A 23,453-nucleotide genomic window follows, 5' to 3' on the forward strand; every position below is an offset into this window, starting at 1 on the left:
TTACTTGGGCACTAGAATATTTGTACTTAACAAAAACCTATGGGTGGGCGAAGTTTACAGATTTTGCTATAACCATGTGGGCAATAAAAGACAAATTCACTAAAATGGCTAAGGATTTGCTCCAAGCTATCTCGTCGGAGAAGCTCATTACAGATTTTGACTAGTTTTAGAGACGGAATAAAACCCCCAAAAGGTAGCAGGAAAGTTCCCATCTACTAGTACAATCAAAACCCACAGTTTTTTCTATCAAACATAGCCTTTGGTAGGGAAAACCTTGACTTCGACAGAATCATTCTGTTTGCTAGAAGTCCCCATTGAATGTCCATTTAGTTGCTTTTTTAAACGAACAAGAGGAAATAGGCATGACCCAAGCGACGAACCCCGTACTGGATCAGACTCGGAATGAGGGTGATATTGATTACAGTGCCCTTGCGGAAGCGCAAATTAAAGAAGGTACCGACTATGTAGAACTTACCCTCCCCACGAAAAAAAGTCGGAAAGCAAAAACCAGTCGTCGTAAGGAAACTGCCACCAAGAAAAAACCCTACACCGAAGACTCGATTCGGATTTACCTCCAAGAAATTGGCCGGATTCGTCTGCTGCGGGCTGAAGAAGAAATTGAGCTGGCCCGGAAAATTGCTGATTTGCTCGAACTAGAGCGGATGCGGGAACAACTCACCGAGCATGAGTCTCGCGTTCCTACGGACAAAGAGTGGGCCGAAGCCGCTGGGATGCCCCTCAAAGATTTTCGGCGTCGCTTGTTCCATGGTCGCCGTGCCAAAGACAAAATGGTGCAATCAAACCTCCGTCTGGTGGTCTCCATTGCGAAAAAATATATGAACCGCGGCCTTTCGTTTCAGGACTTGATCCAAGAGGGTTCTTTGGGTCTGATCCGTGCCGCCGAAAAGTTTGACCACGAAAAAGGTTATAAGTTCTCCACCTACGCGACCTGGTGGATTCGTCAGGCCATTACGCGGGCGATCGCCGATCAATCTCGCACCATTCGTCTGCCTGTTCACCTCTACGAAACCATTTCCCGCATCAAAAAGACCACCAAGATCCTCTCCCAGGAATTAGGCCGCAAACCCACCGAGGAAGAGATTGCTGAGCGCATGGAAATGACCATCGAAAAACTGCGCTTCATCGCCAAGTCTGCCCAGTTACCGATTTCCCTCGAAACGCCGATTGGTAAAGAAGAAGATTCTCGCTTGGGTGACTTTATCGAAGCCGATGGGGAAACCCCCGAGGATCAAGTCTCCAAGAGCCTGCTGCGGGAAGATTTGGAAAATGTACTCGATACCCTCAGTGCCCGTGAGCGTGATGTTCTCCGCCTTCGTTATGGCCTCGATGATGGCCGCATGAAAACCCTCGAAGAAATCGGCCAAATTTTTAACGTAACCCGTGAACGGATTCGCCAGATCGAAGCAAAAGCGCTGCGTAAACTGCGTCACCCCAACCGCAACAGCATCCTGAAAGAATATATCCGCTAGGCCATATTCAGCCTCAATCTTTAAAAGCTGAATACTGAGGACATAAAATTTTAGAATTACCCTGCCAGTCGGTGGGGTTTTTTATTGCTCAATTTTCCTGGAAAAATATTCTGTAAAAAAACCGTAAAAATTTGGATAGTTCACAGTAGCATAGCGGCAACAGCAGTTTAGTGAGTTCCCATGGCAAGCTCTCCTCTGACGATCACGATTGATCCGGCATACGATATTCTTCGCTCGGAAAAACAACCCCTCAGTTATTTTTTTAATCCCAAATCTGTTGCTGTCATTGGTGCCACGGATAAAGAGGGTAGCGTGGGGCGGACGTTGCTCTGGAATTTGATTAGTCATCCCTTTGGCGGGACGGTCTATCCGGTAAACCCGAAGCGCAATAGTGTGTTGGGGATTAAAGCCTACGACAATATTTCCGCAGTCCCCGAAACGGTGGAGTTAGTAGTGATTGCAATTCCAGCACAGTTTGTGCCCCAAGTGGTGCGCGAATGCGTTGATGTGGGGGTAAAAGCCGCAATTATTATCTCGGCGGGCTTTAAGGAAATTGGTGAGAAAGGGAAGGCGCTGGAAAAAGAAATTATGGCGATCGCCGCTGGGAAGTTGCGGATTATTGGGCCGAACTGTTTGGGGTTAATGAATCCCCATAGTGGGTTAAATGCCACCTTTGCCCATGCGATGGCGCAACCGGGTCATGTGGGGTTTATCAGCCAGAGTGGGGCGTTTTGTACAGCGGTGTTGGACTGGAGTTTTCCGGAGAATGTGGGCTTTAGTGCTTTTATTTCGCTGGGGTCGATGCTGGATGTGAACTGGGGTGATTTGATTACCTACCTCGGCGATGACCCGAACACCAAAAGCATTGTGATTTATATGGAGTCGGTGGGTGATGCCCGGTCGTTCCTTTCGGCAGCGCGGGAGGTGGCGATCGCCAAGCCGATTATTGTGATTAAGGCGGGACGGACGGAGGCGGCAGCAAAGGCTTCAGCTTCCCATACGGGTTCCTTGGCGGGGAGTGATGCGGTGTTGGATGCGGCTTTTCGACGCTGTGGGGTGTTGCGGGTGGATCGCATTTCAGAATTGTTTAATTTGGCGGAAATTCTCGCGAAACAGCCCCGCTTACCGAAAAAACCGAAACTAACGATTATCACCAATGCAGGGGGGCCGGGAGTTTTAGCGACCGATGCGATTATTCAGCGGGGCGGAGAACTGTCGGAATTAGCCCCCGAAACGATCGCCGCCTTGGATGAATTTTTACCGAGCCACTGGAGCCACAGTAATCCGATTGATATTTTGGGGGACGCGGAACCGGAACGCTATGCCAAAACCCTCGATGTGGCGATCGCTGACCCGAACAGTGCCGGATTTTTGGTGATCCTGACCCCCCAAGCGATGACTGACCCCACCGCTACGGCGATCGCCCTACAAAAATGTATCGAAAAAACTGATAAACCCGTCCTTGCCAGTTGGATGGGGGGCAACGAAGTGACCGAGGGGGAACTGTTTTTAAATCGCTCCCAAGTGCCCACCTACCGTTATCCCGATTCCGCCGCCTATTTATTCCAATTGTTGTGGCGCTATAAATACACCCTCGAAGGCATCTACGAAACACCGACCCTCGCCCCCGATACTGATGGGATTATTGATCGCCATAATGTCAAAGTGATCCTTGATTCGATTCGCGCCGAAGGTCGGACACTCCTCACGGAATCCGAGTCGAAGAAAGTGTTAGCCGCCTACGGCATTCCCATTGTCGCGACGGGCAATGCCAGCACCCCAGAAATGGCGATCGCCCTTGCCGATGAAATTGGCTACCCAGTGGTTTTGAAACTACTCTCCACCACGATCACCCATAAAACCGATGTGGGGGGCGTGGAACTCAATTTAAACAGTGCGGCGAGTGTCGAGCGTGCCTTTGAGCGGATTGGCCAGAGCGTCACCGAAAAAGTCGGTGCAGAGCATTTCCACGGGGTGACGGTACAACCGATGCTTAACCTCAAGGATGGCTACGAACTCATCCTCGGCAGCAGTATCGATGGGCAGTTTGGGCCAGTGATGGTCTTTGGCACGGGGGGACAACTCGTGGAAGTTTTTCAGGATCGGGCGATCGCCTTACCGCCGTTGAACAGTACCCTCGCCCGCCGTACGATGGAGCAAACCAAAATTTATAAAGCCCTCAAGGGAGTCCGGGGTCGAAAAGCCGTTAATTTAGACGAATTAGAGCAAATTTTAATCCGTTTTAGCCGTTTAATCGTCGAGCAACCCTGGATCAAAGAAATGGACATTAATCCCCTCTTTGCCTCGGGCGATCGCCTTGTTGCCCTCGATGCGCGGCTTGTGTTGCATCCCCTCGACTTAGCCGAAAAAGATTTACCCAAACCTGCCATTCGCCCCTACCCGCTGCAGTACGAAAAACCCTGGACAAGCGCCGATGGACGGGAGTTTATGATTCGTCCGATCCGCCCCGAAGATGAACCGATGCTGGTTAAATTTCACCAAACTCTATCTGAACAAAGTGTTTATTTCCGTTATTTTCACCTCGTCACCCTGCAAAGTCGCATCGCCCACGAACGGTTAACGCGGCTTTGTTTCATTGATTACGACCGGGAAATGGCGCTGGTTGCCGAATACACCGACCCTGATACACAAGAAAAAGAAGTCTATGCTGTGGCCCGTTTGAGTCAACTCCACGGCACCACGGAGGGAGAATTTGCGATGATTGTCAGTGACCCGATCCAACGCCAAGGACTTGGTACCGAATTACTCCGGCGTCTGGTGGAAATTGGTCGCAATGAAGGGCTGACTGCCATTACCGCCGACATTCTCTCAGAAAATAAAGGGATGCAGCGGGTTTCAGAAAAAGCTGGTTTTACCCTCAAGCGCCAAAACTTTGAAGTGGTTAAAGCGACTCTACAACTCAATTAAACAAAGACTATGACCCGTTTTTTCTTAGTTATTGCCCCCATCCTTGCTGGTCTCGCCGTTGCTGCTGGTGCCTTTGCCAGCCATGGCCTTAAAGGAACCCTCGACGCCAATGCCCTTGATATTTGGGAAACTGCCGCTAAATACCAAATGTATCAGGCGATCGCCTTACTGCTGGTGGGCCTATTTTCTGTCCAGGGGGCGTTCCCCCAAAGTTGGCTCAATGGGGCTGGCATTGCCTTTATTGTCGGGATTGTGCTCTTTTCCGGTAGCCTCTATGCCTTGAGTTTAAGTGGAGTGAAAATCTTGGGGGCCATTACACCACTCGGTGGGGCAGCATTTTTGATTGGCTGGATCTGTTTGGCGATCGCCGGTTGGCAGTTAAGCCGCTAAAGAATTTTGGCAAAGCGATTAAGTTTGGACAGATTTTGCGAATTTGCTGTAACTTCGCTCTCAATTCCTCGCTAAGATTCAAGGAACTACGAATTTCTTTAGCAATAGGAGCACCTGGCTGTGTATGGAGCCGACCCCAATGATCCGCATCCCATGGCAGGATTCCCACAGATTTGTTTTATCCGCAACACGGTGACAAATCCGAATATCATCATCGGCGATTACACTTACTACGACGATCCGGAGGATTCAGAAAACTTTGAACGCAATGTTTTGTATCACTTTCCCTTCATTGGCGATCGCCTAATCATCGGTAAATTTTGCGCCTTGGCCAGGGGGGTCAAGTTCATCATGAACGGGGGCAACCACAAAATCGATGGTTTTTCTACCTATCCGTTTCAGATTTTTGGCAATGGTTGGGACAAACTCGCCCTGCAACCTAGTGACTTTCCCTACAAAGGCGATACGGTCATCGGTAATGATGTTTGGATTGGCTACGAAGCCGTGATGATGCCCGGTGTGCACGTGGGAGATGGTGCGATTATTGCCGCCAAATCAGTCGTGGTTAACGATGTCCCTCCTTACACCATTGTGGGTGGTAACCCTGCTAAATGTATTCGACAACGCTTTACCGATGAAGTGATTAAAACCTTACTATCAGTCGCTTGGTGGGATTGGGAGATCGAGAAAATTACCCGCAATTTAGAAAAAATTGTCGCAGCGGATTTAGATGCTCTGCTCAAGTGCGAATAACGGAATCTTTATATAGCTTCTACAATCGTCATGCTCGCTGCAAAAGTTTAGACACAGCTCACGAGCTTCATCATCAAAACTATTGACACTCTTGCCTGAGCTTTCAAAATAAAACCAACAAAAAACCCTGCTAATTTTCTCTATGTTGAAGCAGGGCATCGCAGATTGCAGATAGCTTGAGATTTTAAATTCTATTTAACGGCCACCGACGACAACATTTTTAATGCGCAAGTGCGGGCCGCCAACGCTGACAGGTAAACCTCCTTGGCCACCTTTACCACAGCCGCCGTTGGTATAGAGGGTGTCGTTACCGATCGCCTCAATGTCCTTTAAGGTTTGGAAGACGTTCCCAGAGAGGGTGACATCACTAACAGGTTCGGCGATTTTACCATCACGGATCATGTAGCCTTCCGCCGCCGCAAAGGTAAACATTTCCCCATTGGTTTGACCACCGATCATCCGCACCGCATAGACTCCTTCTTGGATATCTTGGATCATTTCTGCAAAGGGCGTATCGCCCGGTTCAATTGCCGTATTGGTCATGCGCACCAGGGGCGGATAACCAGCTTGAATGGCGCGGGCATTCCCTGTGGGCGCTTCACTCATTTTCCCTGCGGTTTCCCGGGAGTGGAGTCGCTGGGTGAGCACACCGTCTTTGATTAAATATTTGCGTTGGCCGGGCACTCCTTCGTCATCGTATTTCATCGTGCCGGGCAGATCAGGGAGGGTGGCATCATCGATCACATTTAGTTGGGAAATGCCGAGGGGTTTGCCGATGGTCAGGAGTTCCTGCATCCGGGGATTTTCGTAGACAAAATCGGCTTCGGATAGGTGGCCAAAGGCTTCGTGAATAAAGACCCCTGCGAGGTAAGGATCCAGAACAACGGTATATTGTCCGCCTTTGACGGGCTTGGCTTCTAGTTGACGGATCGCTCGTTCTGCTGCGCCTTTAACACGCTCTTCGATTCCAATGAGCGCATCGAAATCACAGCGGGAATTAATCGATTCAAAGCCCTGGCGCACGACACCATTTTCTCCCCTGGCGATCGCCCCAAATCGGCCATTGACATCGAGGCGTTCTTGGATGATGCAACTGCCATTGGAATTGACGAAGTAGGTGGTGACGAAACTATCGCTAATGCTGGCCATCGTCGTTTGAATCCGGGGATCATAAGCCAGCAAAATTTGGTTGTATTTCGCCAACAAATCTCGTTTTTCCTTGAGGGAAATGGTGCGGGGGTCGGTTTTAATCTCTACTGGTACATAGTCCTCGATGGCCCCACTGGGAGCCAGTTGGGTCGATTCTTTGCCCACAAGTTTCGCCTGGGAAACCGCTTCGGCAACGCGATCGCCTAATTCGGCAAGGCCATTGAACGTGACAAAACTCCAACCCCCCTGGTGACAGGCCCGAATCCCGCCGGCGAGGGCAAAACTACGGTTACTGCCGTCGAACTGCGCCCCCCGGAAGGCCAGACTGGTAGATTCACTCTGCTGCACCCGAATTTCTAGGTAGTCCACAGCCTCTTGATGGGTGGCGATCGCCCCCTTGAGGGCATCGGTAATTTGTTGCATGGTGAGGGTCGTCATCGATCTTTACTCCTTAATTTCAGCCGCAATCGTTAAATCTTCTAGGTTCCAGAGGGGGCCACCCAGGGCCGAATGTTGTACCCCTTCAATTTTGTCACGCACCGCCGCGAGGGAATAATTGTTTACCAGATGGATAAACGGTAAATATTCCGCTGCAAGTTCTTGGGTTTTAGCATAAATCTCCTTGCGTTTGTCGAGATCCAGCTCCTGGGCCCCTTGGATGTAGAGATCCGCAATTTCCTGTTCCCAGTCATTGATCAGCCGATCCGTCAGGGGGGTAGTGCCTGGCCGCGCCGCTTGGTTAAACATATGCAAATTCCCCTCCGGGAACCACACATTCGCGCCCCCATTGGGTTCATTCCCTCCTGTCAAGCCCAACAAGAAACAATCCCAATCGAGGGAGTTGCTCAACTTATCAACGAGGATATTAAAACCAATCGGACTGTAGTCCACCTGCATTCCCAAGGCTTCGAGATCTTGCTCAATTTGAGTCGCCATTGCTTCGCGAATTTTGTTGCCCGCATTGGTAATCAAGGAAAAACGCACGGGATTATTGTCGGCATCGATTAATTGTCCCTGGGCGTTGTAGGAAAAGCCCGCTTCTTCGAGGAGCGCCTTGGCCCTGTCTGGGTCATAATCGTAGGTTTTTATTTGATCATTATAGAAAGGAGATTGTACCGAAATCGGCGAATGTTGCACTTCCCCCAAACCCCGGTAAATATTGTTCACCATGCGCTGGCGATCAATGCCATAGGCCACAGCCTGGCGAAACTTCAGATTGTTAAACCATTTCGACTTGATGGGATCGACGAGGGGTTTGCCGTCCCGCTTCCCGGTATTGAGGTTAAAGGAAATGAAACTGGTGCCGTAGGCTTCACCGCCATTGTAGATGGTAAATTTACCCCGGTCTTCTTCCCGTTTCAGGAGCGAAAAATAATCTGGGCTGACCCCTGTAACATCCAAGTCACCAGACCGAAATTGCAGCAAAGTGGTGTCGGTGTTGGGGACGATTTGCCAAACGATTTGATCTACGTAGGGTTTGGGGGTTTGCCAGTAGTAGGGGTTGGGCTGGAAGATTAAGCGCTGACCCACGGCATAGTTAATTAACTGGTAGGGGCCGCTGGAAACCAGGTCTTGGGGAGGCGTACTGACGCCCCAGGTACCCAAAAAGAGCGGATTACCTTCGCTGTCGGTCTGCTCAACGCTTTCGCGGAGGACGTGTTCTGGCAGAATTTCCAGGGCCGTATTGTTGAGGAAAGGCGCAAAGGGTTCGGTGATGGTGAATTTCACCTGGCGATCGCCTACTTTTTCCACCGTCGGCAAGGTTCCGGCAACGCCCACCCGGAGGCCATCACGGGAATTGGTGGGGATTTTTTCATTGAGATAAATCTGGTTGTAGCTAAAGACCACATCATCAACGGTGAGCGGTTCCCCGTCAGACCATTGCAGGTTGTCCCGCAGGGTAAAGGTCAAGCTGAGTTGGTCTTCAGAAAATTCCCAGGATTCGGCAAGCCGTGGCTCCGTTTCCCCCGTGACGGGGTTTTCTGAAACTAAGCCTTCATAGGTAAGGCCAAAAATACTGGGGGACTCTGCCGAGAGGGCCGGGTTAAAGGTTTTCGGGTCACTGAGGACGCTGATCACAATTTGGTTGTCCCCTGCCCCGGTGGCGTTACTGGCTTGGGGATTACAGGCGGTGAGGACAGAGGGCAAAGTCAAGGAAAAGGCGATCGCCGCCACAAATGCCCAAAACCGCTGTAACCGAAATAATTTAGAAAGTTTCAAGACTTTATTCTTCTTCATTGCGCTGCGCCCCATCTAAACGCCCTAGTTCATACACCCCACAGCCAGCACAGGCCATCACTCCCAAACTGATTGCCCAACTGTGGCCGAGGCTCCACTCCACCCCAAAATTACACCCTGCGCCAAATAATAAAAAAGGCACAATGCTCAAGAGCGAGGCCGAAAAAGCACTCTTGGATTCACGAATTTCTTTGTCCTTCTCAAATTCTTCTTCGGAAAAATAGAGCGCTCGCTCGGCCCAATTCATCCAGCGTTCCAGACCATTCAAGATCCCTTCCCGCAACGGAGCAATGCCAATGTAGAGGGCAAAGGCCCAGAGGCAAGCGCCGGCGATCGTGCTGGCTTCGATGGGAATAATAAAGGGGAAAAATTCACGCAACATAGGGGGAGTAAGGGCGACAACTGTGTTTAAAGATTGTATCGATTGTGGTGGCCTTCGGCATCCTCCCCCCATCATCTGTTGCGGCAATGGCGATCGCCCTGGAACCTTAAACCATCTCCAAAGGGGGAATTTCCGAGCGCTGCATCGTCGCCTCTAACTGCACCTCTGCCATATCCGCTTCTACCGCTGCCATCAGTTGCTCCCGGAGGTCAGGCATCACAGCCAAGGCCCTTGTCCAGTCTGGAATGCGGTATACAGCTGGCTCGTGCATATATTTATCAAAGGCTAAAGGAATGATCTGTTCAAAGCTTTCGACGGTCATTTCCTCCCGGTGGCGATCGTAGGGAATACCGTTACAGGTCGCATCGACAAAATATTGACGGATCATATCCTGGGCGACGCGGCGGAACTTCACCTGGAGCGCGATTTGGTGCCCTTCAGAGAAAACAATTGATTCGGTTTCCGTCAGAGTGCGCAGAATAGAGGACAAAATTTCGGTACACATTTTCTGTAGCCCTTCCTGGGGATTGTTGCCCACGGCTTTGTGTTTGTGGTCAAAGAACCCCAGATCCACCTGGGCCACCCGTTTCGGCGCTACGTTGCGATAAACCTCTGCCAATAACCCCACTTCAATGCCCCAGTCACAGGGAACGCGCAAATTTAAGGCCAAATCAGCGGTCATGGCAAATTCGCCGGCGAGGGGATAGCGATAGGACTTGAGGTAGTGGAGGTAGGCATTGCGCCCCAGGACATCTTCGAGGGTTGCCAACAGAGGCGCAACAAAGAGACGCACAACCCGGCCATTCATCGCCCGGTTTTCGAGGCCGAGACGGGTGTAGTAGGCTTTGTTGTAGGCAATACCAAATTCTGGTTCCACGATGGGATAAAACAGCTTGGCCACCAGGGAACGGTCAAAGGTGACAATGTCGGCATCATGGAGGGCGATCGCCCGGGCATCTAGGGACGCCAGACCAAGGCCCAGCCATACCGCCCAGCCCTTGCCCATGTAGTCAAGGAGATTGAGATTTTGGTGGGCGAGCTTTTCTAAGATGCCGCGAATTCGGGCTCCATTCGTCCAAATGACGTTGACCTTTTGGGGCAATTCACGAAAAAACGTCACGGCATGGTGATACTGTTCGACGGTTTCGGCGTGGAGACAAACGTTAACCGTCTGGATGTAGGCACAGCCTTTTAAATGTTCTTTGATCCGGGTAAGGGCAGGCCGTTGAAGTTCTTCATAAAGTGAGGGAATGAGTAACGCCATGGGGCAAATTTCACGAAGATTCATCAGGCGTTTTTCGAGGTAGTCCAGATCGGCATCAAGATCATGGATGGTGGTGATGAATTCTTGGCAAAAGTCCATTGCTAGTCACCTAAATAAAAAGAAAATCTTAAAATTCGCCTTTAAATTAACCCAATTTTTTGGGAGTGGCCGTATCTAAAGCGACGTAAAAATCACTACAATGTCATCCGCATTTGTTGATAGGCTGAGATTTAACTTGAATAAAGGATGAGTCAGCCGTTTTTTCGTCCCCAAGAAAATACTGAAAAAACAGATCAATCGAGTTTTTAAAAATGATGTCTGTTGATCCTGTAATCACGAGGCTCTGGGGTTTAAAAAAACGACGTGGGCTTGTCCCCGATGAGTGAAATTAGCGTGTTTGTCTTGTTACTCCTATGACCATTCCCCAGATTGCAGGTCTTGGCGATCGCCTTGATGAATTTTTTGCGACCCTATATCCTGATCATCCGCCTGCAGCATTAGTTGCGCGTTTGGAGCAGGTACTTGCGCCCCATGTGACGGCGACGACGAAAAATGAAGAGTTATGGGATCAAAGCACGGCCCTGATGATTACCTACGGGGATAGCCTGTACCAAGCCAATACTGACAATGGCCCCAACCCCCTCCAGGTACTTTTGACTTTTCTGCGGGAACGGCTCCAGGGAGTAATTAGCGGTGTGCATATTCTGCCGTTTTTCCCCTACAGTTCCGATGATGGTTTTGCGGTAATCGATTACCGCCAGGTCAATCCACAGTTGGGCAGTTGGCAAGATATCGAGGCGATCGCCAAAGAATTTGAAGTGATGGCCGATCTGGTGATCAACCATGTCTCAAGTGAATCAGACTGGTTTCGGCAATTCCTCGCCCAGGAAAAACCCGGTTGTGACTATTTCATTGAGGTGCCCCCAGATACCGATACCCAGTTAGTGGTGCGCCCCCGCAGTAGCCCGCTCCTGAGTCAATTTGCCACGACAAAAGGCGATCGCCACGTGTGGACCACCTTTAGCCGCGATCAAGTAGATGTCAACTTTGCTAACCCCGACGTCCTCTTTGAATTTATCGATATCCTCTTGGGTTACTGTCAGCACGGCATCCGCTTTATTCGCCTTGATGCGGTGGGCTTTCTCTGGAAAAAATTACAAACCGCCTGCATTCACCTGCGGGAAACCCATCTGGTGATCCAATTGATCCGGGAAATCCTTGCTGTCACCTACCCACGCACCGTGGTGATTACCGAAACCAACGTCCCCAACCGGGAAAACCTCAGCTATTTCGGCAAGGGCAACGAGGCCCACATGATCTACAATTTCAGCCTGCCGCCTTTGCTCCTCAATGCGCTGATTCGGGGCGAAGCCCGGCACCTCAAAACCTGGATGAAAAGTATGCCCCCGGCCCAGGATGGTTGTGCCTACTTTAATTTCACCGCCTCCCACGATGGCATTGGCCTCCGCCCCGCCGAAGGTCTGCTAGAAGGCAAAGAATTCGATCAATTGATCCAAACCATGGCCGAATTTGGGGCCAGAATTAGCTATCGTAGTCTGCCCAACGGCACCGAAAAACCCTATGAACTGAATATTTCTTTATTCGATGCCCTCAAAGGCACAATCACAGGCCCCGACCCCTGGCAGCGGCAACGATTCCTCTGTTCCCAGGCGATCATGATGTCTTTAGAGGGGGTGCCCGCTTTTTATATCCATAGTTTTTTAGCGACCCCTAATGATGATGCCAAGGTGGCGATGACAAACCATAACCGCAGCATTAACCGTCACCAATGGGACTATGACCGACTCCAGAAAAAACTCGCTGACCCTGATTCTGACCAAGCTTGGGTATTAGAGGCACTGACAAAACTCATCCAAATCCGTTGCCAACAGCCTGCTTTCCATCCTAATGCGACCCAATATACCCTTGATTTCCAAAGTCCGGCAGTATTTGGTTTTTGGCGTCAGAGCCGCGATCGCCGCCAGAGTATTTTCTGTTTATTTAACCTAGGCGATCGCCCCACCACTATCCCGGTGGCAAGCCTAAACCTGATTTGCACCGACGACTGGCAGGATCTGTTGGGTCAAGTTGTGTTAGAAGAAGGCACAACGGACATTTCCCTAGCCCCCTATCAAACTGCGTGGATTACCAATGTTCCTCTGCTTCACTGATCTCGACGGCACCCTCCTCAACCACGATGACTATCGCTACGATGCGGCGATCCCGACGATCCAGACCTTGAAAAAAGCGGGAATTCCCATTATTCCCACCACCAGCAAAACGAAGGCGGAAGTGCTTGAACTGCGCGAAGCCCTCGGGTTAAAGGATCCGTTTATTGTGGAGAATGGCAGTGGCATTGTCCTCGAATCTGACGATCCACGGTTTGATTTTTCGGCATTGGATCTAGAGATTACGACCGAGGCAAACCTAACCACCATTACCCTCGGCATTTCCTACGCCCAAGCGCGACAATCCCTCCAGAATTTGGCCCAACAGATCGGGGAACCCTTAACGGGGTTTGGGGATTTAAGTCTGGAAGCATTACAGGATCTCACGCAATTGCCCTTAGAAGCGTTAAGACAGGCGGGCGATCGCCAATTTAGTGAACCTTTTTTGCGACCCCAGACGGATTTAGGGCAACTAGAATCCTTAGCGACAAAAGCTGGCCTGCAAATCCTGGTGGGGAACCGTTTCTGTCATCTTCTGGGGGCGGAAGCCGGAAAAGGGCGCGCCGTGCAACTCCTCCAGCAGGCATGGCAAAAAGCCCATCCCGATCAACCGCCCGTCAAAACCCTCGGCCTGGGGGATAGTCCCAATGATTTGTCTTTACTAGAAGCTGTGGATGTGGCGATCACCGTGCCGGGGCCCCAGGGGGTCAACCCTAAACTGGTATCCCAAATTGAAACAAAGGGCTGGTTCGTAGCTCCAGAGCCCGGCGCTCAGGGGTGGGCCAGAGCCGTGACAGCCCAACTTAATTCTCCGTTTGGCATGGCGGCACCTTAATTAAATTTGCCAAAAAATCATCATTTTCTCCGATTAGGCGATCGCCAACCATTTGCTAGGCTATTCCCGGACATTGCCAAAATACCGCCTATGTTTTTGTTTTTGAAGCAACTGACCAGTTGGGACCGCTGGAATCAATTCCTGGTGAGTCTCTCGATTTTGGCTTTTTTGCCCTTACAGTTTCCCCAGGTGATCAGCAACGCAGCGGTCATTGGTACAGGAAATCCAGCGGCGATCACCACCCTGGGTGTAATTCCTGTGGGTGGTTATGCAGCCGGAATTTTAGGTAATTTGCTGCTGATGAATTTTCTTGCTGGGCAACGGGAATTTTGGGGCACCACCGTCCAGGCCGTCGGGATCGTCACCGCCGACATTGTGATCTTTCAACTGTTTCAGGTGGGTTTCATTCCGGGGTGGTTATTTTGGCCGGCGACTCTGTTTTTGCTAGTGGGGATGGTGCTGAACTACGGCCATTTTCTCGTTGGCGATCGCCCCAGTTGGCAGGCGCAATTTTGGCCCCAATGGCGACGCATTTTACAGTGGCTCGGCATTGCTCTACTCCCCGCATTGGTTGTGCTCCAACTCCACGATGCTTTTTTCCCAAATCTCCCAGAATGGCCAGGGGGCCTTGGAGCGGCATTCCTCTTGAGTGGCTTGATGGTGCAACTAATTCAACGGCAAACCGTAAGCCTACCCAACTTTTTTCAATACCAAAACCGCTGGCGACGGGGGGTAATGGCCCAGAGCACTTGGCTGAAAAGCTGGCTGCGGCGGGGCTGGCGCGGTTTGGCGGGCTGGACGGCAAATCTGTTGTTTATGTTTAACTCCCTGGCTCAGTTTGTGAACTGCTTAATTTATCCCGATGATCTGGCGGCCCTCTCCCTCACAACCCAAGTGCTGTTTGTGGTGGGGAATTTGTTGATGTTGTCCCGCTCCGGCACCCTCCTCATTGCCGGGAAAGACCGGATTTGGTGTGCCAGTACCCTCTGGGATCTGTTGATGCGGGTCGGGATTTTTGCCTGCTTACTCCAGGCTGGCCTCCTCAGCTTGCCGTTATTTTGCGTATTTTGTGGGGCGATCGCCATTTATTTAAGCTTCATTTTTTTGATGACCAAGCGAGTTTACCCAAGCTCTTCCCTGGCAGATACCGCCATTTTTCTGCTATTTGGTCGTTCTCCCCAATGGCAGCCCATTGAAAGTTAAGCCATTGAGATGAAGTGTTCGCCATAACCCAGCAATTACAATAACCTGTGTCCCAACCGTTCTCGGCCAAAGCCCCGTAAAGATCCAGCAAGGCCCAGAAGTGGGGTAAACTTTTAACCCAGTAAACCCAGACAATACAGGGAGACAATCTTGGGCATTGAACTGCGCAGCTATGTTTATCTCGATAGCCTGCAACCGCAACACGCATCCTACATTGGTACAGTCGCCCTTGGATTTCTACCTTTACCAGGAGACTCATCCCTCTGGATTGAAGTGTCCCCAGGCATTGAAATCAACCGCATCACCGATGTGGCCCTTAAATCCACCTCCGTGCGCCCAGGGGTACAGTTTGTCGAACGTTTGTATGGGTTACTCGAAATTCACTCGCCCCGCCAAGGGGAGACCAAGGCCGCAGGCCAAGCAATCCTCGATTCCCTTGGGGTAACGGCCAAGGATTGCCTCAAACCGGAGGTGGTCTCTAGCCAAATTATTCGTAATATTGATGCCCACCAGGCCCAATTGGTAAACCGGAATCGACGGGGGCAAATGTTGCTGGCGGGCCAAACCCTCTATGTCCTGGAAGTGCAGCCCGCAGCCTATGCGGCCCTCGCAGCTAATGAGGCGGAAAAATATGCCCAGATTAATATTTTGCAGGTGACGGCGGTGGGGAGTTTTGGCCGGGTCTATCTTGGGGGTGAAGAACGGGACATTATTGCCGGTTCCCAGGCCGCCCTTGCGGCGATCGCCTATGCCCCTGGCCGACCCCAATCAACCCAGCGTCAAGAATAATTCTGAAACGAACCATGGCATCTCAACCGCTCAATATCCTCAAACAAGGCACCCTGGCATGGCTCCAATGGCGGCAAGCCCACCCCACCGTGATTCCTGACTTGAGCCACGCCAATCTCAGTCGCCTCAACTTGCGGGGAATCGATCTCAGTCGCTGTAATTTGTCCCAGTGTCTCTTTGACCACAGTCGCTTAATTGCCGCTAACCTCCAACAAGCTGACTTGAGTGGTGCCCAGGGGGAATCTCTGCAGCTTGTGGATGCCAATTTGCAGTCTGCCAACGCCAGTAATGGCCACTTTGCCAATAGTAATTTTTCGGGGGCCGACCTCAGTTTTGCTAACTTGATCGGGGCGGACTTGCGCCAATGCTGTTTGCAAGGGGTTAATTTCTACCACACCAATTTGATCGGGGCCAATCTCCGCTACAGCAGCCTCCTAGGGGCAAACCTCAGCCAAGCCCAACTGCATCGCGCTAATTTAAGCGAAACGAACCTGAATGAAGTGAGTTTCAATGAAGCCGATCTCAGCCAAGCCAATTTATTCGAGGCAGAAGTCGGCAAGGGACAGCTTTATAAAGTCAAACTTGTGGGTGCAGATTTGACCCAAGCCCACCTCCACCACAGTTACCTGTTTGGGGCAAATCTCCAGGGGGCGACCCTCCGTAAAACCGATGTACGCTGGAGCAATCTGGCCTATAGCAATCTGGTGGGGGCAGATCTAGAAGGGGTCAATCTGGTGGGGGCAGATCTCAGTCATAGTGATCTGACCGGGGCGTCTTTGGTGGGGGCAAATCTGCGGGGTTGTCTGCTCCAGGGGGCAAATCTCCAGGGTTGCAACTTAGAAAATGCTGACCTAGAAGGGGTTGCTTTGGGACGGGTCAATTTGCAGGGGGCGATCATGCCCGATGGCCAACGGCGTTGTTCAATCCGGTGCTGTCCCGCTGAGGAAAGCTGGAGCATTAAGAACTTAAGCTAGGATAAATGTAGTCCCTGCGGAGTCGAGATCTATGGCTGAATCTGGCGATCGCCTTGGTGAGAATCGTCTACGACAATTACGTCTTTACCTCTATTTGGTGCCGATTCTGGGTTTTGTTCCGGCATTATGGCAGCTCTATGGATCCAAAGGCGATCGCCGTGAACAACAGATTAGTCGCCAGGCGATTATGCTAATGCTGAGCTGGCTAAGCCTCTACCTGGGGTTAGGCTGGGGGAGTGACCATCTGGCGGGAATCGGCGGGTTTCGGATGATGTATCTCAATGCCCTGCTGACGTCTGGATATTTTCTCGGTTGCTTTGTTTTGATGGTACGTGTTTGGCAAAAATCCGCTAAAACACCCCCAACAAGCACTGATCAGATGGCCGACAATTTCGAGGAATATTTTCTGAAGTAAAACTCACCAAAAGTGGAACCTCTGGTTTAGCATAGCTATCAAAGTATTTCGTCCCGCAATTTTTAGTGTGGTCTTTCCGGTGTGAGGAAACCTGTGCCTGCAACAAAATCGTCCCTAGCAAATCAACGTCTATCGGCCAAAGCAACCCAAAACCAAAAAAACGCTAAAGCTAACCCTTTTCAGAAGTCGCCCACAAAAAAACGGCGGCCCCTTTCGACCTGGCACTGGTTAATGATTTGGTGTGGTTTGACGGGCGTTTCAATTGTGTCTGCTACGGCGGGTGCTTTACTGGCGGTGTCCCTCTCCTCAACCCCCCTGCGCCAAACGCCCCTCGCCCCGGAAGAACTCAGCGTCTTCTCCCAGGATGAGGCGATCGCCAAACAATCCCTCCGTTTACCGGAACTGACGCGCCCCGTAAATATTCTGCTGTTGGGGACAAAAGTGCTCACCTCTGAAGTGGATGATGGCACCAATGAAGACCTCGGTTACCATGCCCTCGTGAATTCCTTTGAAGGGCTGGCCGATACGATGTTGCTATTGCGCTTTGACCCCGCCGACAAACAAATCTCTATCCTCTCCATTCCCCGGGACACCCAGGCCAACATCGAAGGCTATGGTCTCTCGAAAATCAACCATGCCAATGCCTACGGTGGTGCTGTCCTTTCCGCTAAAACCGTTGGGGATCTTCTGGGTGGCGTCGAAATTGACCGCTATATCCGCGTCAACGTCCAGGGCATTGGCAAACTCATTGATGCCCTCGGTGGGGTCACAGTCTACGTCCCGAAGGACATGAAATACCAGGACGATAGTCAGCGTCTCTACATCAACCTCAAGGAAGGAGAACAGCACCTCAATGGCGACGAAGCCCTCCAATTTTTGCGGTTCCGCTATGACGAATATGGCGATATTGGCCGTGTTCAGCGCCAACAGACCCTAATCCGTGCCGTTCTAGAGCAAGGTTTAACTCCCAGTAACTTGGTGAAATTTCCCCAGGTCATGTCGATTATTCAATCCCATATTGATACGAATATGAGCGTGCAAGAACTGATTGCCCTCGCTGGCTTTGGTTCTCAGATCGAGCGCAGTAATATTCAGATGGTGATGCTCCCAGGGGAATTTAGCGGCGACGGCAGAAACGGCAGCACAAGCTATTGGTTACCCCACCGCAGCCGCATTAGTCGGGTGATGGCCCAGCACTTTGACATCCAGACCGATTACGCCAGCAATTTAGACTTTCTCTCCCCTGGGGATGTGCGCATTGCAATCCAAGACAGTACCGGGAATTCCCAAGCCGTGCGATCGCTTCTCCAGCGTTTAAACGAAGCGGGTTACAGTCGAGTTAGTATCGCCCAGGACTGGTCAGAACCGTTGGAAAACACGCGCATCGTCGCCCAAAAGGGAGATGATCTAGCGGCTTCCGAAATTCGCGCAAACCTAGGATTTGGGGAAGTGCGGGTGGAAAGTACCGGAGTATTAAACTCTGATATCACGATTCAACTGGGCCGCGACTGGCTCACCCTCGCAAATAATCTCCCCGGTCAAACCACAGTCAATTAGAGCGATTCAACGATCTTAATTGTGGCTGCTGCCGTCGTTGCCTTTTGGCGGGCTTCGGTAGCATCTTTCCCCTTGGCGAGGGCGACCCCCATGCGACGGTAGGGACGAGAATCAGGCTTACCAAATAAACGGAGGTCTGTGTCTGGGATAGCCAAGGCTGCCGCAACGCCAGTAAAAATAATTTGATCGCTATTTTTCTCAGCTAAAATCACCGCACTGGCCGCCGGACTCAGTAATTCAATGGTGGGAATAGGTAGACCCAAGATCGCCCGGAGATGGAGTTCAAATTCATTCAGGTTTTGGGAAATGAGCGTTACCATGCCCGTATCGTGGGGCCGGGGAGACAATTCCGAAAAAATCACTTCGTCTTTGGTGATAAAAAATTCGACCCCAAAAATGCCAGCGCCACCGAGTTTATCGGTAACTTTCCGGGCAATGTCCTGGGCATCTTTCACTTGGGCTGCGGTTAAACCAACGGGCTGCCAGGATTCTTGGTAATCACCCCGCTCTTGGCGGTGGGCGATCGCCGGACAAAAGAGGGTTTCTCCTGCCCATTGGCGGATGGTGAGGAGGGTGATTTCTACCTCGAAATCGATAAATTCTTCGATGATAATTTTGGCGGTGTCACCCCTGGCCCCCTCAATGGCGTAATTCCAGGCCGTTTCTAATTCGTCGGCAGTTTGTACCACGGATTGCCCTTTACCAGAGGAGGACATTACGGGCTTGATCACGTTGGGAAAGCCGATGTCCTGGGCGACGGTTTTGAGTTCTGCGAGGTTGGTGGCATAGGCATATTTGGCGGTACGCAGGCCTAATTCTTCGCTGGCAAGATCCCGGATGCGATCGCGGTTCATGGTGAAGTTAGTGGCGGCGGCGGTGGGAATGACAGTGTAGCCTTGCTGTTCTAATTCGATGAGTTTTTCGGTGCGGATGGCTTCTACTTCCGGCACGATCAGATCCGGTTGATGTTTTTTGATCGCCGCTTCGAGGGCTACCCCATCAAGCATAGAGATGACTTCCCGTTGGTCGGCCACCTGCATTGCCGGGGCGTTGTCATAGCGATCCACAGCGATCACGGTATTGCCTAAACGTTGGGCGGCGATTGCCACTTCTTTACCCAGTTCCCCAGAGCCCAACAACATGATTTTTTTCGGTAATGCGATCGCCATTTTTTCACCTATTGCCAAGAACAAAACAGAGATATCATACCGTTTTTAGCTGTACACGCGCCCCCGCCAGGCCTTGGGTTTTTGTCGGGCTGAGAGAAAAATCCGTGCCACCGCAAAGGGATCGGCGAAGGGAGATAACCAAAATAGCCATGCACTTTTACCGATGCTAAATTGGCGATCGTAGGAGCCGGAAATGGCCAACAGCATCCCGAAGCGCACCAGGAGCAAAAAGACATTTAAGCCCAACCAACCAGACAAAAAGGGGTTGCTTAAACCTTCTTCGATGCCCCCAAACAAAAGCATCGTCAAGGGAATCGGTAGGCCTTGCACCATGGTCAGCAGCCACAGTTGTCCCCAGAGTTCTGTCCGGGAGGTGGCATCTTTTAAATCGAGCGATCGCCCCCACTCATCCCAGGTTTCTCGCATCCCTTCGTACATTCTGACTTTAATAATTTTCGCCCCATCCAGGAAGCCCACCTTATACCCAGCCTTGGCAATATTGCGCGCCAGGGTCACATCATCGCAAAACGATCCCGCCGCCGAGCGGTAGCCCCCTACTTTTTCTAAAACCTCGCGGCGACAGAGAAAACATTGCCCATTAGCCATCACACTGTCTTGATCTGGTTGGCGAATCCCCGCCACATCAAAGCGAAACAGCAAGGTCATCAATAGCGCTGGCTGTAACCACCACTCCCCAGGCGATCGCAAAATAAACTGGGGCGAGAGGGACACTAAATCAAACCCCTCCTCTTCAGCGGCCTGGAGAACACTGGCGATCATGCCTCGCTGCGGTTGGGTATCGGCATCGACTCCCAAAATCCACTCACTGTCTGGGGAACTGTGCTCAAAGCCCCAATTTAACGCCCAGGGACGGCCCACCCAACCCGGAGGAAGGGGATCATCCGTCAGTAGGCGAAAGCGTGGATCCGTTGCAGCTTTGGCTAAAACCTTTTCCCTGGTGCCATCGGTGGAATTACTATCAACGACGAGGATTTCTCGCACTTCATAGCTTTGCTGACTTAGCCCATCCAGGCAGGGTTGAATCCGTTCTACTTCGTTGAGGCTCGGCACCACCACTGTGACAGCGGCTAAATTATCAGAATTTGAAGCTTGGGGAGTCAAAGGCGATCGCCGCACCGCCCCCTTCATTAACCGTGCCAGGACAACTAAAGCCCCACTACCCTGAATGAGCAAGCCAAACAGACAAAGACCACCGATCCATACCGGGGAAAAATCCATAACTCAAGTAATTTCCAGCTAAAAATAAACACAAAAAACCCCCAATTTTAGAGGATGGGGGCAATACGAAAAAAATAGTTAACGACCGGCGCCCACGGGCATTTTCTCAGTCGTGGCATCCACCATCGGCAGCGTTGTCGTTGCTTGGCTTGCTTTGGGGATACTGAAGTACAGCACAGTAACCGGTGCCAAGCCCAGCAGGATTCCCAACAAAATCGGTGGATAAATGCCGCCACCAATGCTCATCATCGTCGCAAAGCCAAAATTCAAAAGATACATGGCGAAGGGCAACATCAACTGTTCCCGGGACAGCTCAAGGGGTTGTTTGCCCCAAAACAGACTGGCAATGCCCATAAACACACAACCGGTTCCAAACCAACCGGAGAAATTTTCGTAGGGCATCCCGAAAAATGGCCCAACCACTTCCCATTCCCAGAAAGGTACAGTAGTTTGGCTCATCCCCGGATCTAGAACAAAATCCCAAGAGGTGAGCAGCAAAGCGCCAAGGGCGATCGCCGCTAAAGAATAAATCCACCGGGGTAAGTTATATTTCTGCAAACCCACCCGCGCGATCAGAAAACTACTAAAGCCCAGATAGAACCAAGACAGAGGAATGGTAAACGGGACTAACCCCGCAATCTTATAGCCCAAACCGCTGGTGTAGTGATAAGCCCCAAACGGAAACCCCGTACTGGTGCCCATTAGTTCCGCTGATACCGACACTGCTAGCGCTGGAATGAGAAAAGACAATAAATATTTTTTCCCCAGCAGGCGATAGGCATAGACAGTGACCGCAGCCATCCCCAGGAGCATGTACATCACACCACCATTGGCCATCGAGAGACGAAAAGCAACCTGGCCAAAATCGGGCAAGCTGGCAATGAAGTCGGCATTTGGTAAAACAAGCAGTAAGCCCGCTAAACCAAAGGCCATGGCCAACCCATGACCCCACAATAAATATTCTTCTGGCTTGAGCCTAATTTTCATAACTGGCGCTGACCTCCTGGCGTCCCTGGGGCGCAAAATTGAACTGAGAAGCGATTGACACTCCCCATAGTTTACAAAAAATTGTAAATAAATCTGTAGATTGGTTACAAAATAACCACTCGTATCGCTCTTATCTGTAATACCCTTGATCTAACCACGTTTTTTGGGTGAAGAAGAGCTTTCCGAAATGTCTGTAGTCTGTAGATTAACCCGTAAATCTTTATTTTCAGTTGGTGCAATGACATGAAACGAATTCTTGTGATCGATGATGATCCTATCTTGCAAAAGATCCTGGAAAATTTACTCACGCAAGCTGGATATCTCGTCGCGGTCGTTCTGTCTGGAAAGCAGGGACTCGATATTTGGCTGGAATTTCAACCGGATCTAATCGTTTCTGATGTGCGTATGCCAGAAATGGATGGTTTTGAATTCTGCCGGTATATTCGTTCTCAACCGACAGGACAGTTGATTCCTTTTCTATTTTTGTCGAGTCAGACTGATGTAGAGGCGCGCGTTGAGGGTCATTTTTCAGGGGCCGACGACTATATCGCCAAACCCTTTGAAATGAAGGAATTACTCGCAAAGATTGAGCGCCAGCTAGCCAGAATAGAGAACATTCGCGCAGAAATGCAACGGCTCGCTGCCCAGGCTAACGTTGAGCAGATGAAGCAAGCCCCAGAACCACTCCCGTTAACCCCCGCCGAGATGCGTGTTTTTTGGGAGGCAGTTCAAGGTTGGACCAATAAGCAAATCAGCGAGCATCTTTATGTCAGTCCGCGCACTGTCCAGACGCACCTCAGTAGTATTTTGAATAAATTAAACCTTGAAAATCGGTCTCAATTGGTGCGGTTTGCCTATGAAAATGGCTATGAAAAACCAGCAAATCATTCCGAGGAAAGCTAATGGGACAGGTTTATGAGTTGGCGGTGTTGCAGCGGGCGATCGCCACTGATCCAGACCGCTGGCGTCCCCTTGTGTTTACCAATGGCTGTTTTGATCTGCTCCACGTGGGCCATGTCCGTTATCTAACCGCTGCGAAACAACTGGGCAAAACTTTGGTGATTGGCTTAAATAGCGATCGCTCCGTGGCAGGCCTTAAACCCCAACCCGACCATTTACCCGATCGTCCCATCATCCCCGAAGCCCAACGCGCTGAACTTTTGACCGCTCTCGCTGTTGTGGATGCCGTCGTGTTATTTGATGAACCCACCGCCACCCAAACCATCGCTGCCCTACAACCAGATATTTATGTTAAGGGGGGTGATTACACGCCAGAAACACTCCCGGAAGCGCCTACCGTCAAGGCCTACGGCGGCAAAATTGAGCTGATCCAGATTGAAATTCCGACCTCCACCAGTGGCATTATCCAAAAGATTCTTAAACAAGAGTCAATATTTCCTACTGTGTCCTGTGATAGTCTGGTTTGATGGTGATTTCCGTCCCACTGGGTAAAGCTTTATCGCTCTGCTTGACTCAATAGTAGATTTCGACGGCGATCGCCCACGCACTACATCCATCACAAT

20 protein-coding genes are annotated in these 23,453 nt (G+C 50.9%); 13 read left to right on the forward strand and 7 right to left on the reverse strand.

Annotated features, from left to right (window positions below; all coding sequences use genetic code 11):
• The first annotated feature begins 362 nt into the window (after positions 1-362).
• The 4 genes from rpoD (at position 363) to AWQ22_RS10240 (ending at position 5,561) form a co-directional block, all read left to right on the forward strand.
• Positions 363-1,490 carry an RNA polymerase sigma factor RpoD gene (gene rpoD / locus AWQ22_RS10225; RefSeq protein WP_012307623.1) on the forward strand — a complete coding sequence of 376 codons (1,128 nt, stop codon included), beginning with the start codon at positions 363-365 and terminating at the stop codon, positions 1,488-1,490.
• Between the two features lie 180 nt (positions 1,491-1,670).
• Positions 1,671-4,418, forward strand: a complete 2,748-nt coding sequence (locus tag AWQ22_RS10230; RefSeq protein ID WP_065711013.1) for a bifunctional acetate--CoA ligase family protein/GNAT family N-acetyltransferase — start codon at positions 1,671-1,673, stop codon at positions 4,416-4,418.
• Between the two features lie 9 nt (positions 4,419-4,427).
• Positions 4,428-4,808, forward strand: a complete 381-nt coding sequence (locus AWQ22_RS10235) for a DUF423 domain-containing protein (RefSeq protein ID WP_065711014.1) — start codon at positions 4,428-4,430, stop codon at positions 4,806-4,808.
• 120 nt (positions 4,809-4,928) lie between these two features.
• Positions 4,929-5,561, forward strand: coding sequence for a Vat family streptogramin A O-acetyltransferase (locus AWQ22_RS10240; protein ID WP_071925386.1), 633 nt, complete (start codon positions 4,929-4,931; stop codon positions 5,559-5,561).
• Positions 5,562-5,756: 195 nt separating this feature from the next.
• Here AWQ22_RS10240 and AWQ22_RS10245 read toward each other — a convergent pair whose 3' ends face one another.
• The 4 genes from AWQ22_RS10245 to AWQ22_RS10260 form a co-directional block, all read right to left on the reverse strand.
• Complete coding sequence (locus AWQ22_RS10245) at positions 5,757-7,148, reverse strand: TldD/PmbA family protein (protein WP_157094613.1); 1,392 nt, start codon at positions 7,146-7,148, stop codon at positions 5,757-5,759.
• A gap of 6 nt (positions 7,149-7,154) precedes the next feature.
• Positions 7,155-8,948, reverse strand: coding sequence for an ABC transporter substrate-binding protein (locus AWQ22_RS10250; protein ID WP_065711015.1), 1,794 nt, complete (start codon positions 8,946-8,948; stop codon positions 7,155-7,157).
• Positions 8,935-9,330, reverse strand: coding sequence for a hypothetical protein (locus AWQ22_RS10255; RefSeq protein ID WP_065711016.1), 396 nt, complete (start codon positions 9,328-9,330; stop codon positions 8,935-8,937). Before AWQ22_RS10255 ends, AWQ22_RS10250 begins: the two co-directional genes overlap by 14 nt.
• 106 nt (positions 9,331-9,436) lie before the next feature.
• A complete protein-coding gene (locus AWQ22_RS10260) occupies positions 9,437-10,693 on the reverse strand; it encodes a glucosyl-3-phosphoglycerate synthase (RefSeq protein ID WP_065711017.1) in 1,257 nt (418 codons plus the stop codon).
• Between the two features lie 314 nt (positions 10,694-11,007).
• Between AWQ22_RS10260 and AWQ22_RS10265 the strand changes: the two genes are divergently transcribed.
• The 7 genes from AWQ22_RS10265 to AWQ22_RS10295 all read left to right on the forward strand — a co-directional run bounded on the left by AWQ22_RS10265 (position 11,008) and on the right by AWQ22_RS10295 (position 18,535).
• Positions 11,008-12,765, forward strand: a complete 1,758-nt coding sequence (locus AWQ22_RS10265) for a sugar phosphorylase (protein WP_065711018.1) — start codon at positions 11,008-11,010, stop codon at positions 12,763-12,765.
• The gene (locus AWQ22_RS10270; protein WP_065711019.1) at positions 12,746-13,597 is read left to right on the forward strand and encodes a mannosyl-3-phosphoglycerate phosphatase; all 852 of its coding nucleotides are present in this window, start codon (positions 12,746-12,748) and stop codon (positions 13,595-13,597) included. The genes AWQ22_RS10265 and AWQ22_RS10270 overlap by 20 nt, the downstream gene beginning before the upstream one ends.
• 90 nt (positions 13,598-13,687) lie before the next feature.
• Complete coding sequence (locus AWQ22_RS10275; RefSeq protein ID WP_065711020.1) at positions 13,688-14,800, forward strand: hypothetical protein; 1,113 nt, start codon at positions 13,688-13,690, stop codon at positions 14,798-14,800.
• Between the two features lie 150 nt (positions 14,801-14,950).
• Positions 14,951-15,589, forward strand: coding sequence for a hypothetical protein (locus AWQ22_RS10280; RefSeq protein ID WP_012307634.1), 639 nt, complete (start codon positions 14,951-14,953; stop codon positions 15,587-15,589).
• A gap of 14 nt (positions 15,590-15,603) precedes the next feature.
• Positions 15,604-16,563, forward strand: a complete 960-nt coding sequence (locus AWQ22_RS10285) for a pentapeptide repeat-containing protein (protein WP_065711021.1) — start codon at positions 15,604-15,606, stop codon at positions 16,561-16,563.
• A gap of 31 nt (positions 16,564-16,594) precedes the next feature.
• Positions 16,595-16,978: a hypothetical protein gene (locus AWQ22_RS10290; protein ID WP_030006703.1), complete on the forward strand. Its 384-nt coding sequence runs from the start codon at positions 16,595-16,597 to the stop codon at positions 16,976-16,978.
• A gap of 231 nt (positions 16,979-17,209) precedes the next feature.
• Positions 17,210-18,535 carry an LCP family protein gene (locus tag AWQ22_RS10295; RefSeq protein WP_315862015.1) on the forward strand — a complete coding sequence of 442 codons (1,326 nt, stop codon included), beginning with the start codon at positions 17,210-17,212 and terminating at the stop codon, positions 18,533-18,535.
• Here the strand turns inward: AWQ22_RS10295 and purT are convergent.
• The 3 genes from purT to cruF form a co-directional block, all read right to left on the reverse strand.
• Positions 18,532-19,704 carry a formate-dependent phosphoribosylglycinamide formyltransferase gene (gene purT / locus AWQ22_RS10300; RefSeq protein ID WP_065711023.1) on the reverse strand — a complete coding sequence of 391 codons (1,173 nt, stop codon included), beginning with the start codon at positions 19,702-19,704 and terminating at the stop codon, positions 18,532-18,534. The genes AWQ22_RS10295 and purT overlap by 4 nt on opposite strands.
• 45 nt (positions 19,705-19,749) lie before the next feature.
• On the reverse strand, positions 19,750-20,943 hold the full coding sequence (gene cruG, locus AWQ22_RS10305) for a 2'-O-glycosyltransferase CruG (RefSeq protein ID WP_065711024.1): 1,194 nt from the start codon (positions 20,941-20,943) through the stop codon (positions 19,750-19,752).
• 78 nt (positions 20,944-21,021) lie between these two features.
• Positions 21,022-21,930 (reverse strand): gamma-carotene 1'-hydroxylase CruF, encoded by a 909-nt coding sequence (gene cruF / locus AWQ22_RS10310; RefSeq protein ID WP_065711025.1) that lies wholly within the window; start codon positions 21,928-21,930, stop codon positions 21,022-21,024.
• 243 nt (positions 21,931-22,173) lie between these two features.
• Here cruF and AWQ22_RS10315 point away from each other — a divergent pair, with 243 nt between their 5' ends.
• A complete protein-coding gene (locus AWQ22_RS10315) occupies positions 22,174-22,833 on the forward strand; it encodes a response regulator transcription factor (protein ID WP_065711026.1) in 660 nt (219 codons plus the stop codon).
• Positions 22,833-23,357 carry an adenylyltransferase/cytidyltransferase family protein gene (locus tag AWQ22_RS10320; RefSeq protein ID WP_065711027.1) on the forward strand — a complete coding sequence of 175 codons (525 nt, stop codon included), beginning with the start codon at positions 22,833-22,835 and terminating at the stop codon, positions 23,355-23,357. Before AWQ22_RS10315 ends, AWQ22_RS10320 begins: the two co-directional genes overlap by 1 nt.
• Positions 23,358-23,453 lie beyond the last annotated feature (96 nt).

This window comes from Picosynechococcus sp. PCC 7117 (assembly GCF_001693275.1).
Taxonomy (GTDB): domain Bacteria; phylum Cyanobacteriota; class Cyanobacteriia; order Cyanobacteriales; family MRBY01; genus MRBY01.

Excerpts from the sequence above, each read along its gene's own strand:
- AWQ22_RS10245 (WP_157094613.1), bottom strand. The coding sequence starts at position 7,148 with ATGACGACCCTCACCATGCAACAAATTACCGATGCCCTCAAGGGGGCG.
- AWQ22_RS10230 (WP_065711013.1), top strand. The coding sequence starts at position 1,671 with ATGGCAAGCTCTCCTCTGACGATCACGATTGATCCGGCATACGATATT.
- purT (WP_065711023.1), bottom strand. The coding sequence starts at position 19,704 with ATGGCGATCGCATTACCGAAAAAAATCATGTTGTTGGGCTCTGGGGAA.
- cruG (WP_065711024.1), bottom strand. The coding sequence starts at position 20,943 with ATGGATTTTTCCCCGGTATGGATCGGTGGTCTTTGTCTGTTTGGCTTG.
- AWQ22_RS10265 (WP_065711018.1), top strand. The coding sequence starts at position 11,008 with ATGACCATTCCCCAGATTGCAGGTCTTGGCGATCGCCTTGATGAATTT.
- AWQ22_RS10295 (WP_315862015.1), top strand. The coding sequence starts at position 17,210 with ATGATTTGGTGTGGTTTGACGGGCGTTTCAATTGTGTCTGCTACGGCG.
- AWQ22_RS10290 (WP_030006703.1), top strand. The coding sequence starts at position 16,595 with ATGGCTGAATCTGGCGATCGCCTTGGTGAGAATCGTCTACGACAATTA.
- AWQ22_RS10275 (WP_065711020.1), top strand. The coding sequence starts at position 13,688 with ATGTTTTTGTTTTTGAAGCAACTGACCAGTTGGGACCGCTGGAATCAA.
- AWQ22_RS10285 (WP_065711021.1), top strand. The coding sequence starts at position 15,604 with ATGGCATCTCAACCGCTCAATATCCTCAAACAAGGCACCCTGGCATGG.
- AWQ22_RS10320 (WP_065711027.1), top strand. The coding sequence starts at position 22,833 with ATGGGACAGGTTTATGAGTTGGCGGTGTTGCAGCGGGCGATCGCCACT.
- AWQ22_RS10260 (WP_065711017.1), bottom strand. The coding sequence starts at position 10,693 with ATGGACTTTTGCCAAGAATTCATCACCACCATCCATGATCTTGATGCC.
- AWQ22_RS10250 (WP_065711015.1), bottom strand. The coding sequence starts at position 8,948 with ATGAAGAAGAATAAAGTCTTGAAACTTTCTAAATTATTTCGGTTACAG.
- AWQ22_RS10315 (WP_065711026.1), top strand. The coding sequence starts at position 22,174 with ATGAAACGAATTCTTGTGATCGATGATGATCCTATCTTGCAAAAGATC.
- cruF (WP_065711025.1), bottom strand. The coding sequence starts at position 21,930 with ATGAAAATTAGGCTCAAGCCAGAAGAATATTTATTGTGGGGTCATGGG.
- AWQ22_RS10255 (WP_065711016.1), bottom strand. The coding sequence starts at position 9,330 with ATGTTGCGTGAATTTTTCCCCTTTATTATTCCCATCGAAGCCAGCACG.
- AWQ22_RS10235 (WP_065711014.1), top strand. The coding sequence starts at position 4,428 with ATGACCCGTTTTTTCTTAGTTATTGCCCCCATCCTTGCTGGTCTCGCC.
- rpoD (WP_012307623.1), top strand. The coding sequence starts at position 363 with ATGACCCAAGCGACGAACCCCGTACTGGATCAGACTCGGAATGAGGGT.
- AWQ22_RS10270 (WP_065711019.1), top strand. The coding sequence starts at position 12,746 with ATGTTCCTCTGCTTCACTGATCTCGACGGCACCCTCCTCAACCACGAT.